Consider the following 12,351-nt stretch of genomic DNA (forward strand, 5'->3'; position numbering starts at 1 on the left):
CCTGGACCTACAGAAGACCGAGCTGTTCGAGGTCCTTGGCGTATTTGACGATCAGCTGCCGCGACAGATGAGGAATGTCGGTCGTGCCGTCTTGGCCGACCGGGCCGATTCCGGCGGCCTGGACCGCGTGCTGGAAACGCTTGGCCGGAACTACTCCATGGTCTTCGGCGCCGGAGGGTTGTTCGAACGCGTGCAGCAACGGCAACAGAGAGTGCTGCTTTTGCTTCTCGGGCAGGCCTCGGAGGGCGGTGTCGAAGCGGTCGAACCACTCGCTGTAGTTGTCGATGCGCCGAATGCGGTAGCCGGCGTCGATGAGCCAGTCGACGAAGTTGTCCAGCGAGATGCCGTCGGAATGGGGGTTCACACAGTCGTACGTCACATAGGCCTCGGGGCCCTCCGGCACCTGCGTGCCCAACGTCGTGATGGCCTCTGCGGTGAAGTCACCCGGCAGCCCGTCATAGTGCGCACGGGGACGCTCAGCCGTGACCTGCGCCTGATAAAACGATCCGGGTGCGATGCCGGTCGCGATCACGCTGAGGATCAGGCGGGTGAACTGGTCGGGGACGTTGAGCTGGCCGGTATAGCGGCTGTGGGCCAGGATCATGTCGGAGCGGAACACCGCGACCGGCAGGCCGCAGAGGTCGTGCGCTTCGCGCAGCAGCACCTCGCCGGCCCACTTGCTGTTGCCGTAGCCGTTCGCGTACAGCTCGTCCACGGGGCGCACCGCGCTGATGAGCCGGATATCGGACTCTTCGTCGAAGGTGGCCGGATCGACATACGCCGCGACCGCGACCGTGGACAGATAGGTGATGGGCTTGATCTTGGTGGTCAGTGCCAGCTTGATGATTTCAGCGGTCCCAACGACATTCGGGCCGAACAGCTGCTTGTAGGGCAGTACATGGTTCACCAGTGCGGCCGGGTGCACGATCACGTCCACGGTGTCGGCCAGGCGCTGCCAGGTGCCGGATTCCAGGCCGAGGTCGGGGTCGCCGATATCGCCCGCGAGCACCTCCAGCTGCGTTTCGGCCAGCGCCCGGAAGTGCGCAAGCAGTTCGGTGTCGCCGGTATCGAACGCTTCCTCGAGGCGGCGGTAGGCGGCGTCGGCGTCCTTGCCGCGGACGATGACGATGAGCTTGCCGCCGGTCTTGTCCAGGCGTTCAAGCCATTCCAGTGCCAGATAGTGGCCCAGGTAGCCGTTGGACCCGGTCAAGAGCACCGTCTGCGGGACTCCGACCGCTCGGGGGAGCGCGGGGGCCGCCTGCAGCGTGGCCTCGTCGATGAACTTGTCCAGGGTCAGGTCGGCGGCGCGGATCTCGGTGTGCCCGGCGTCGTGCACCGTCTCGGCGGTCGGTCGGCTTCCGCCCGAATGGCGTTGCTCGTCAACGAACTTCGCGACACCGCTGAGGTCGTTCGCGGCACTGACGATGACTCCGACGGGGACCTCGACGCCAAAGATATCGCGCAATAGATCTGAGAAGGACAAGGCGGACAGCGAATCGCCACCCAGGTCGGTGAAATGTGCGTCCGCGGTGAGTTCGGCCGACGAGACGCCCAGCAGAGCCTGTGCAGCCTTGAGCACCGTCTCCAGCGCGGGCTTATCGGGATCGTAATCGGAACGCAGCCGGTGCATTTCCAAGCTCTGCTGCTCGGCGATGTCGGCGTACATCTGTTCCAGCCGATCGCCGTAGTGCGACTTGAGGTTCGGACGGGCCAGCTTGGCAATGCCGGTCAGCAGTCCGTTGCCCTGGGTGAATGGCTGGGGCTCGATGATGAAGTCGCGCGGGATCTCGTAGGACTGCAACTGGATCTCTCGGGCGATGTCCTGCAACGAATCCGCGATGGTCGCCTTCAGTGCCGCTGCGTCGCCCTGTGCGGCCGCGACGGCTTCCGGTGTCGGCACCACGACCGCCAGCAGATAGGACCTTTCGCTGCTGCCATACACGTAGATTTGGTGCACCACAGGGCTGTTGGCGTACTCGGCTTCCAGTGTGGCGACCGCGACGAACTCGCCCTGGGACAGTTTGAGCACGTTGTTACGGCGATCGACAATCTGGATGTTGTCGTGGGCGAGCTCGGTGACAATGTCGCCGGTCATGTAGAAGCCGTCTTCGTCGAAGACGCCTGCGGTGACCTCGGGACGCTTGTAGTAGCCGAGGAACATGCCGTCGGTCTTCAGCAGCAGCTCACCGCGCGGGTGCGGCTGGTCGGTGGAGAAGTACCCCAGCTCGGGCACGTCGACCAGCTTGTACTCGATGACCGGCGGGCGTTGCACGACTCCATCACGGAACACCATGCCCGCCTCGGTGGATCCGTATCCGTCGGTCAGATGCAGCTCGAAGCAGGACTCGATGAATTCGCCCAGCTCTTCGGATAGCGGTGCCGAGCCCACCATGACCGCCAGTACACGTCCACCAAAGAGGTTGTCACGAATCTCGGCCTTGACCTCTGCGGCCACCGCATCTGGATCCGCGGCGTGACCGCTGGCGAGGCGGCGATCCACCTCCGTCTGGAACCGCTGGAAGACCATGTCGCATACGCGGGGCACCAGGGCGAGTGCGGTGGGGCGGATCAGCTCCATGTCGTCGAAGAGCGTTGACATGTCGCTGGATGCGGCGAAGTACCCGAGTCCACCGGTGGACAGCGTCGAGGTGAGTGTGCCGCGGCCCATGATGTGGCTCATCGGCATGAAGTTCAGTCCGATCATCGGCAGGTTCTCGGTCCCGGCCATGACGTCTTCGCGAATCCACCAGCGGCGCACGATGTTCTCACTGTGCATGGCGCCCTTGGGGGCCCCGGTGCTGCCGGAGGTGTAGATCAGCAGCGCGAGCGGGTCGTCGCCGTCGGAGGGTGCGTAGAGCGGGGCCGCGGGAAGCTTTGCGCCGCGGGTGATCACCCCATCGAGCGGCTCGATGGTGATACCGGTTCCCGCGAGCTGTGCGCTAGCGGCGTCGAAGGCCTCGCGTTGCGCATCGACCTCGGGGGCGTAGTCGAACACCACGACCTGCTTGATCGACGGGGTGGCGAGTACCGATTCCAATGCGGTGCCGATCAATTCGACGCTCACGGCCAGCGTGTTGGGTTCGGTCTCGGCGAGAATGGTGGTCCACTGCGACGCCGGTGCACTGGTCTGCAGCGGAACCGCGACCCCGCCGAGAATCATGATCGCGAGGTCCAGCACGGTGTAGTCGATGCTGGTGAACCCGAGGGTCGCCACCAGGTCGCCACCGTTGACCGAATGAGCCGCGTCGTGGTGCCAGTATGCTGCGACAGACGTTGTCCGGGACCATAATTCACCGTAGGTGGTGGTGTCGAAACGGGGGAGCAGCCGCAGCACGGTCCGGCCCTCGTGGTCGGTGACCAGTTCACGTGCACGCTCGCCCAGCGCCGGGCGCTCGGCGTATCCGGTCATCAACGTCGCGATGGCCTCGGAGAGATGTAGGCCGGGGCGCAGTACCTGCTCGGCGACCGTGCGATCGGGTGCAGTGGCGCGGAACTGTGGATCGCTCTCACGCAGATTTTCGATGCGGCGGGCCAGCTGCTCCAGCTGCGGGTCGGTCTCGTGGGTCACGGTCATGGCAGCCTCAAATCAACAGGGTGTTCTTTGGAAGTCTGAAAAGTAGATTACCTAAACTAACGATATATCCAGATATGGTATTCCTCACAACAGGCTCCCACTATCCGGGATGCAAATCCACTGCCGACGCGGCCGCGGGAACCGTTGCGCTCGTGCCTTCCCGCACGAAGGATTATCCGGCTTACGTGCTGTGAAAGGGATTGCCATGGCGCACGCGGCGGTTGCTCACGGGGGCCGGCGGGGCGCCGGTGCTCGCGGGTTTACACGAAGAATGGGCATCGATGGTCGAGCCCTGAACCGTGCTGTGGGCCGAGGAAATGGCCGTCGACGGTGTACCCGATGTGGCGGGGGGGTGGGATCAGGTTCGGGTGAACTCCACGATGTCGCGCCACCGGCTTCCGGTCGCCGAGGCAAAGGCGAAACCCCCTGATTCGGCGAGGGCGCGTAGCTCGGAGATGCTCAGGCGATCGGGGTCGAGGAAGATCTCCTGGAACACCAGCCGTCCGCCGGGTTTGAGCGCCTTGTGCAGAGACCGGATGCATGCGGTCTTGTCGGGGACTTCGCCGATCACGCTGGCGAGGAAGGCGATGTCAAAGGAGTTGTCCGGGAAGGGAAGTCCATTGCTGGCGTCGCCCGAGTGAAATCCCGCGTTCCGATATCCGGCCCGGTCGAGTTTGCGTTTCACCTTGTCGAGCATCTCGGGCTGCACGTCGAACAAGTCGAGATGGCCGGACGGGAGTCGTGGGGCGATCTGCACGCTGAAGATTCCCGGCCCTGGGCCGATCTCCAACACTCGTTCGTCACCACGCAGCGCCAGCCGCTCGGCTACGCCCGCGGGATTCACGAACCTTCGATGAATCGGATTGTCGAGCATGAAGGCCGCCTGGTGAGGAAACGGGAAGTCGCCCACCCTGCGCACCTGGCGTACCACGGTGTCCATCCATGTTGTCGGCATGAAATAAGGGTACCCTTACTTCCGCTGTGGGTGGGGCTCTCGCTAGTGGTGGCCGCCACCGCTGCTGCCACCGCCGCCGTAACCACCACCGCTACTGCCGCCCGAACTGGGTGCCTGTGTCGCGGTGCTGTACGTCGGTGCCTCCCGCGTGGGCGCGTCGCGTGTAGGCGCCGCGGTTTCTGGCGCCGACGCTCGTGACGGGGGCGTCTCACGCTCGACGGGTGTCTGCTTCGCTGGAGCCTCGGTCGGGACCTGCTGGGGCGCAGGTTCTACGGTCGCCCGCGGTGCGGGCGCTTCGGACGTCGGCGTCTCGTACGTCGGCGTGCTGCGCTGCTTGGTCGGTTCGGGAGCGACCGAGGGCTCGGCTGTTTCCGGTGGTGCTGTGGTGACCGTTTGGCGTGGCGTTGGCGTGACCGGTGTCTCGTGAGTCGGGGCCGTCGGCGTCGTCACGGGCGCGGAGGTCTCCTCCTTCGGTGTGGGTCCGGGAGCAGCCGAGGTGGGAGCGGGAGCGGACGGGCTGGTGGTGGCATCGGTCGGAGGCCCGGACGTCGGGGTCGGTGAGTGTGACGGTTCGGTCGACGGGGCCGGGCTCGACGTGCTGGACGTTGCGCGCGGCTCCGTGGACGGGGCCGGTGTCAGTGGCGGAACCGTCGGCAGTGACGGGGGTGTGAAATCTTCGGGCACTTGCTTGGGCGGAACTGTCGGCACTGGCGCCGTCAATACCGGTGGGGCGGCGGGCTTTACCTCGGCAGGGGGCACCGATGTCGGTGCCTTCTCGGGAGCCGGGGGCGGGGTGGCCAATTCCTTGCTGAAGTTTCGGACCGACTTAGTCGACAGATCCTTGATGAGATCCCCCGATGGATGGGCGGACTTGTCATCGGTGAGGAACTGCGCGAGTGACGCATCGAGGTTCACCACCGGCTCGGACAGTACCGGGCGGTCGGCGACCCGGGCGGTGCTGGTTACGGGGGACCAGTCGCGCTCTAACGGGTTGTCCCAGCCGCGATTCAGGTTCCAATCCCGGTATTGTGCGGGATTGATTCCATGCGCTTGATCCCACAGGTTGCGGCTGTACACCGGGTTGGTGTTCTGGAACTTCCAGTCGTAGTACTCCCGATACGGGTGATACCGGTCGTACCAACCCTGGTCGCGGGGATCGTCGTCCCGGAACTGACCCCATTCGTTGCGGCCGTCCCGATCTCGACCGTCGCGGTTGTAGCCCGACCAGTTGTAGCCGTCCCAGTTGTAACCCGACCGGTCGTAACCCCATCGGTCGTAACCCCATCGGTCGTAACCCCATCGGTCGAAGCCCATGAAGTCGAACCCGTACCGGTTGAAGCCGGACAGTCCCCAGTTGAACCAGTCCAAGACGTTGTATCCGTAGAGCAGAGACCACGACGGGTCGTAGCCACCCAGATCGAGCAGGTTGGGCGTCAACGGCGGCGCGACCGGAGCCGGCCAGTCGGCAACGGGATCGACCGGAATTCCGGGAGGCGGGGGAGCCGAGTAGGACTGCGGTGCCGGGCCCGGTGCGCTCGCGGCGGCGGCGTAGCCCCAGCTTGGCGGCGATGATGCCGGTGCGGCGGGCCCCACGTTGGCGGCCAGATTCGCGTCGGTGTTCACGCCTGGGGGCGCGGGTAGCGCGGGAAGTTGCTGTGCCTGTTCGGGTGTGTACTGGCGCAGCTGCTGAGTGAGCTGCAGATAGAGGTTCTGCAGTGTGGTGCGTTCATTGGAGGCGGAGACGAACTCCAGTCCTCGTTTGGCCTCGTTGAGTGAGGTACGCGCCTCGGTGAGTTGATCGGGAGAGGGCTGCGTGCCATTGCCCAGGATGTCCTGGGCGTTCTTGAGCGGGGAAACCACGGCACGCACAGCCACGTCCTGGGAGTGAGTGGTGAAGACGGTTTTGTTCAAGGCCCACAGTGAACCGCCGGGCTCGGCGCCATAGGCCGCGCCCAGTAACACCGCCACCAGCAGACCGATCAGCGTCCCGAAGGCCGCAGCACGCAGCTGCGGCTCGCCGGGTGCGTACTTGGCCGACGATGCGGGCGGTTCGGGGTCGTTCTCGGGGAACTCCCACGCCCGCATCGCGGTGTCCTCGACGGGAGGCGGAACAATCGTCATCTCAACCCTCTGTACTACCGGCGCCCCCACCACACCGGGCGGAGACAACTATCAGCACTAATTCACACCGAACTCTAGGTATTCCATCGCCAGGGTAGTCGCGGTCGTTACCGATTCTCACGGATCCGGTGAGTCCGCTATCAGCGACGTTGGGGCGCAATCAGTCCCGGTACATTGCCCACAGCGTGGGGCCGTCGGGCGCCGGTTTGATCTCGTCGACCACGGTGAATCCGAAGCGTTCGTAGAGCGGGTTATTGCGGATATTGGAGCTCTCCAGATATGCCGGACCTTCGATCTGATCGATCTGGTGTTTGAGGAGCGCTGAGCCGATGCCTCTGCCGGGGATGGCGGCACCGATAGTCGCCAGATACCAGTGCGGGTGCTTGGGCCGGACCGCGGCGGCGGCACGCGCCAGGGCGACACCGCGGAAGACGCCGAGCCGCACCCCGCCGAGAAGCAACGGGATGGCGCGCATCCGCTGCGCACCCGGAGGCTCCCAGCTCGGCGGATCCCAATGCGCGGCTCCTACCGCCACACCGTCGTCGTACAGCAGGTACTCACCTTGGCCGGAGCCGTGCAAGGCCAGCGAGATCCCACGGAATATCGCCACGTCACGCCGGGGGTCGGAGTTCACCCAACGCAGTACGGGATCCTCTGCGAATGCCGTGGCGATCACGCGGTGGGCAACGGCCTCAGTGGTGGAGTCGATGTCTCGGATCTCACGGGTCATATGTGTTCTACGAGCCCGGTGCGTCGAAGGTTCCCGATCAGGTGTCGCTGTGACGCATCACAACGGCGGCCGTGATCGCGGTGGCGACCAGGACCAGCGTCGATACTCCCGCTACCGCGTGGATTCCGTCGGTCCATCCGGTTCTGGCGAGCTCAGCCGCGGCGGCGCCCGTCTCGCCACCGATGTCCTTGGCGCGCGCCATGGCCTGCCCGAGTGTCTCGTGCACGTGGGTGCGTGCGGCGAAGATGGCGGAGGCGAGGGCACCGAACAAGGCCAGTCCAAAGGCCGTCCCGAGCTCAAAGCTCATCTCGGAAATGCCCGTGGCTTGCCCGGCCCGCTCGGTCGGGGCGGCATTGAGCGCTACGGCCGAGACGAACGTGAACATGACACCCGCCCCGGCGCCGACGATCACCGTCGCCGCGATGTAGACGCCCACCGGCCCGTGCGGGCCCAGGGCGAGGAGGACCGCGTTGCCGACGGCCATGGCCAGCAGAGACGTCACAAACGTCCAGCGCTCCCCGAGTAGACGCTCGATACGTGCCGCGTCCATCGAGAAGTAGGCGACCGTCAGCGCCATGGGTAGCCCGAGGAAGGCTGCGGCCAGTACGTCGAAACCGAGCACCGACTGCAGGTAGAGCCCGGTGAGGTAGGTCGTGGCGCCGAACGTCGCCATCGCGGCGACGGTGCCGACGATCGCCACGGTGAAGGTCCGGTTGCGGAACAGGTCCAGTGCGAGCAGCGGGTGCGGGCAGCGCATCTGCTGCCGGATGAACATCACCAGGGTGACGACGCCGATCACGCCGGTGATCGCGACAGATAGCGAGAAGCCATGCGTGGCTGCGGCTTTCACGGCGTATACCAGTGTCATGATTCCGGTCATCGACAGCGCGACGCCGGCGAGGTCAAAGGGTTCCAGGACGGGGTTCCGGTATTCGGGGATGAGCGCGTTGGCGGTGAGCAGCAGCACGATTAGCACCGGAACGTTGATGAGGAACACCGAGCCCCACCAGTAGTGGTGCAACAGCAGGCCGCCGATGACGGGTCCGACGGCGGCGCCGAATGAGAAGGCTGCGGCCCAGATGCCCACCGCAAGCGCCTTCTGGCGGGCGTTGGGGAACATGACGCCGATCAGTGCGAGGCTGGCGGGGAGCAGGGTGGCCCCGCCGATACCCATCAGTGCGCGGGCCGCGATGAGGGCCAGTGGAGTGGGTGCGAATGCGGCGATCACCGATGCGATGCCAAAGAGCGTTGCACCCCAGAGCATGAGGCGTCGGCGTCCCCACCGGTCGCCGAGGTTGCCCATGGTGATGAGCAGTCCGGCGAGCAGAAATCCGTACACATCCAGGATCCACAGCTGTTCGGCCGCCGACGGATTGAGCGACTCGGACAGTCGTGGCATCGCCAGGAATAGCACGGAGACATCCATGGACACCAGGAACACGGGCAGCAGGAGAGTGGCCAGCCCGAACCAGGTACGGCGTCCAGCGCGGGCGCCTTCTGGCGTCGCGTTTTCGGGCGCAGTGCTCTTACAGGTGGTCATGGGGTATCGCTCCGGTGATATTTTTGGCGCGTACGGCGTACGCAGTAGACTGGGTACACTGTACGCAAATTGGTGAAGCCGGTCAATCGAGTTATGGAGGGAGCATCGTGACCGATCCGCGTCTCACGCTGGAATCGATTGTCGCCAAGGCCATCACGATTGCCGACGCGGAAGGCCTGACCGGTGTGTCCATGCGCAAGATCGCCGAGGCTCTCGGCGTGGGCGCCATGTCGCTGTACCGCCACGTCGCCGACAAGGATGCGCTGCTGGTCGAGATGACCGCCGAGGTCACCCGGCGATTCGCCTATCCCGCTGACATGCTGGGCGACCCAGACTGGCGGGCACGGGTGCGCGTCGCCGTCGAATATGACTTCAATCTGTACAGCACCCATCCCTGGGTGCTGTTGGCGTACGCGGTGCCACGCAACGGGATGCAGCCCGACACCCTGGTGTGTTTCGACTGGTTGTTGGAGGCCTTCGGTCACCTTGGGGTTCCGGTGCCTGAGGCGGCGGAGTTGGCGTTTCAGGTGTGGAGCTACTCGCAGGGCGTCGGTCTCGGTGCGGTCGGTGGGCAGCTTGTCTCCCCGGGTGCACGCACCGACTTTTCGGGATTGTCGGAGCTGATCGGCGGTAATGCCGAGCTGCCGGAGTCCCCGCGACTGGCCGCACTGGTGGGGGTGGGTGAGCTGCCACAGGTGACCAATCCGCGTGAGGTGATCGTCAAGGGCGTGGAGATCTTGTGCGACGGGATCGCACGACGCTACGGGTCGCTATAGATACCTGGCGATGACTGCGGCCTCTTCGCGCAGCTGCGTGGCGGCCTGGGCGTGGCCGAGCGTGTCGTAGCGCTCGGCTTCGGTGACACGATCATCGACCTGTGCCTGCAGTACGGCCCGCACATCGGCCGGGGAGAGCACCCTGCGAGTTGCCTCGGCTGACCCGAGGCCTTTTGTCGCACCAGCGACATGAGCGTTATCCAGGGAGGCTTGCGCTGCGTTGTCCACTGACTCGGCGTTGTCGATCGCGGCGATCGCTGTCCGCAGTGCACTCACGGCCCGGCTGTTGCGGGCCTTCATCGCGGTGCTGAGATCGGTGCGCATGGCTGTGCGCAGTACATGTGGGTCGTGGGTCGAGGTCATGGGGTCTCGAGCGTATCGAGAAGGATCGATGCCGGCCATCGGATATTCGATGGTGTCAAGCGGATCCGGCCAGGCCGACGCCGTCTTCGTATTCCACGATGTCGACCGTGGAGGCCGCACCCCCGGGTGTCGCGAGGATCCATCGCTCGCCCGAGTCGGCGCCCGCATCCTCGATGTCGAAGAGCACCCGCTGGCGCAGTTCGTGGGCGATCGTCTGTGCCACCGCTTCCTGGGATCGGGGCATCCGCGTGGTAGGCGGCCAGATGATGCACAGTCCCATCTCGAATCCGTCTGTGTACTCGGTGATCTGCACGTAGCCATCCGCGTCGTCGACGGGATGGCCATCTGATTCCAGGCCAAGGCCACAGGCCTTGGTACAGGCCATGACCACCGCCGCATCGGAGGCGGCCCGCTCGACGAAGAAGTTCATGTAGTTGGGATCGGTCATGGTTGGTGCCCGCGGTCAGGCGTCGCCATCGCGTGGCTCGTCGTCGGAATTGTTGCGCCACTCCGAGAATCGGCGTCGCACGTCGGTGGCGACATCGGTGACGCCCTGGCCGACGACATTGACCACGCCGTCGAGCGTGGATCCGAAGTTGCGCAGCGCGGAGATCAGCGGATCGGTGGAGGAATCGAAATTGTCCTTGTATGACTTTGCCGCGGAGCGGAATTCGGAACCCAGGTCAGCCTGTGCGTCCTCGTCGCGTCGCGGATAGTCGCCGCGGAGGATCGCGCCGTATTCGCCGCGGTCGATCCACTTGCTGAGCTCGGCGGCCCGCAATACCGAGAACGGGTGCGATTGCAGTTCGAGGTTGAGTAGTTTGAGCACGCCGTCACGCATATCGCCGGTGCGCTCGTACTCTGCCGCCTGAGCCAGAAAGCGCTGCGTGTCCATCTCGTCGAGGCGTGAGCCGCCGGCCAGCTTCATCTCCACCCGGATCGCGGTGTCCACGTCCTGACCACAGAGCATTCCGGCGCGGTCCCCGGAAAGCTCGGACTTGCGCTGCCATTCCATGAGCGCGGCGACGACGGCGCGCAGCGCCCACCCGCCGATCGGCATCCAGCCGAGGTTCCCCGCCAGCCGCATCAGGTGCATCAGCATGGTGCGGTACACCGCATGGCCGGAGAGTGCATGCCCGAGTTCGTGGCCGACGATGAAGCGCAGCTCCTGCTCGTTCATCAGGTCCAGCAGGGCGGAGGTCAGCACGATGAACGGTTGGTCCATGCCGATGGTGTACGCGTTGGCGTATGGCCCCTGAATGACGTAGAGCTCCGGGGTTTCGGGGGCATCGAGGATGCGAGCGCAGTCATTGAGGGTGTCGTGCAATGACGTGAACTGTCGATCGTCGACGCGGACGGCGGTCGCCAGATACATCAGCCGATGCTGCCGTTCCCGCAGCAGTGCGGCCAGCGCTTTGAGGACGGTGTCGAAGCCTTTGAGGCTGCGCAGTGTTTGCAGAGCTGCCCGGTCGGCCGGGTGCTCCCAGGCGCGTGTGCTGATTCCGGGAAACTCGGCATAGGTGCGAGTAGGCAGATCGGACATGGCATTCAACCTATCTGGTTACCGTGCTTACCGTGTGCGCCCGGCGAAATCGGGGAACGCGACAGCTGTTAGCGGATACCGTCGCGGCAACGCCTGGTCTCGATGTCATGTGTCCCCCCGGAAGCGCTTCTTGTTAGGTCAGACGATCGCGCACACGTTTTGGTTCCCCGGGCACGTCTACGTATTCGTGTTCCGGAGTTCCCTCTGATACCACTCCGACTTGGTCCTCACCGCGTCCATCAGTGTCGGGTACTGCCCGATCCCGTTAGGGCCGCCAGCGCCGAGCTCGAACACGGTGCCCGGCTCGTCGCTGAAGTACGAATGGGCAACGGCGACGATCATGGCGTAGTCGTCCTCGGTGCCGAGAACGGGAATCAGCTGGTTGAAGGAATGGGCACCAAAGTATTCGGGAGTCAGCGACGCGCCTTCGATGTAGGCCTTCATGCCCTCCCAGTTCGTCGAACCCGGCGCCGAATCGGCGAGGGAGAACAAGTCGTCGAAGCCACAGAAGGCGCGCATGCCGTCGGATATCTGAAGCAGTTCCCGGTGGTCGGCATCGAGATACAAGCCCCACTGCCGTTCCTTTGCGCGGATGTCCTTGCGCGTCGTCGGCTGGGGTGCGCCGGGGAGGTCGTACAAAGGGTCCTTTTCGTGCAGAGCCTTCTGCTGGTCGGCGAGCATCGACACGAGCGACGACCATTCGTCGTGCCGGGCAGCGCTGCTGGGGGACACACACGCACACAGGAATG

The 12,351-nt window shown here is 64.9% G+C and carries 10 protein-coding genes; 1 reads left to right on the plus strand and 9 read right to left on the minus strand.

All coding sequences use genetic code 11. The features are described from left to right. Window positions 1-7 precede the first annotated feature (7 nt). The 5 genes from car to B4394_RS15420 form a co-directional block, all read right to left on the minus strand. Complete coding sequence (car, locus tag B4394_RS15400; RefSeq protein ID WP_078315594.1) at window positions 8-3,574, minus strand: carboxylic acid reductase; 3,567 nt, start codon at window positions 3,572-3,574, stop codon at window positions 8-10. Between the two features lie 358 nt (window positions 3,575-3,932). After that, the gene (locus tag B4394_RS15405; protein WP_078310901.1) at window positions 3,933-4,514 is read right to left on the minus strand and encodes a class I SAM-dependent methyltransferase; all 582 of its coding nucleotides are present in this window, start codon (window positions 4,512-4,514) and stop codon (window positions 3,933-3,935) included. A gap of 57 nt (window positions 4,515-4,571) precedes the next feature. Then, window positions 4,572-6,650: a hypothetical protein gene (locus B4394_RS15410; protein ID WP_078315595.1), complete on the minus strand. Its 2,079-nt coding sequence runs from the start codon at window positions 6,648-6,650 to the stop codon at window positions 4,572-4,574. A gap of 160 nt (window positions 6,651-6,810) precedes the next feature. Continuing rightward, window positions 6,811-7,380: a GNAT family N-acetyltransferase gene (locus tag B4394_RS15415; RefSeq protein WP_078310876.1), complete on the minus strand. Its 570-nt coding sequence runs from the start codon at window positions 7,378-7,380 to the stop codon at window positions 6,811-6,813. A 37-nt stretch (window positions 7,381-7,417) separates the two neighbouring features. Continuing rightward, window positions 7,418-8,920: an MFS transporter gene (locus tag B4394_RS15420; protein ID WP_078315596.1), complete on the minus strand. Its 1,503-nt coding sequence runs from the start codon at window positions 8,918-8,920 to the stop codon at window positions 7,418-7,420. Window positions 8,921-9,027: 107 nt separating this feature from the next. Between B4394_RS15420 and B4394_RS15425 the strand changes: the two genes are divergently transcribed. After that, on the plus strand, window positions 9,028-9,696 hold the full coding sequence (locus B4394_RS15425; RefSeq protein ID WP_078315597.1) for a TetR/AcrR family transcriptional regulator: 669 nt from the start codon (window positions 9,028-9,030) through the stop codon (window positions 9,694-9,696). Here B4394_RS15425 and B4394_RS15430 read toward each other — a convergent pair. The 4 genes from B4394_RS15430 to B4394_RS15445 all read right to left on the minus strand — a co-directional run bounded on the left by B4394_RS15430 (window position 9,691) and on the right by B4394_RS15445 (window position 12,289). After that, window positions 9,691-10,059 (minus strand): GatB/YqeY domain-containing protein, encoded by a 369-nt coding sequence (locus B4394_RS15430; protein ID WP_078315598.1) that lies wholly within the window; start codon window positions 10,057-10,059, stop codon window positions 9,691-9,693. The genes B4394_RS15425 and B4394_RS15430 overlap by 6 nt on opposite strands. Before the next feature lie 55 nt (window positions 10,060-10,114). Then, window positions 10,115-10,507, minus strand: a complete 393-nt coding sequence (locus B4394_RS15435) for a hypothetical protein (RefSeq protein ID WP_078315599.1) — start codon at window positions 10,505-10,507, stop codon at window positions 10,115-10,117. A gap of 15 nt (window positions 10,508-10,522) precedes the next feature. After that, window positions 10,523-11,602, minus strand: a complete 1,080-nt coding sequence (locus B4394_RS15440; protein ID WP_078315600.1) for a M48 family metallopeptidase — start codon at window positions 11,600-11,602, stop codon at window positions 10,523-10,525. A gap of 177 nt (window positions 11,603-11,779) precedes the next feature. Beyond that, window positions 11,780-12,289: an SMI1/KNR4 family protein gene (locus B4394_RS15445; RefSeq protein WP_078310899.1), complete on the minus strand. Its 510-nt coding sequence runs from the start codon at window positions 12,287-12,289 to the stop codon at window positions 11,780-11,782. Window positions 12,290-12,351 lie beyond the last annotated feature (62 nt).

Origin of the sequence: Mycobacterium sp. D16Q16 (genome assembly GCF_002013745.1) — a bacterium.
In the GTDB taxonomy this organism is placed as follows: domain Bacteria; phylum Actinomycetota; class Actinomycetes; order Mycobacteriales; family Mycobacteriaceae; genus Mycobacterium.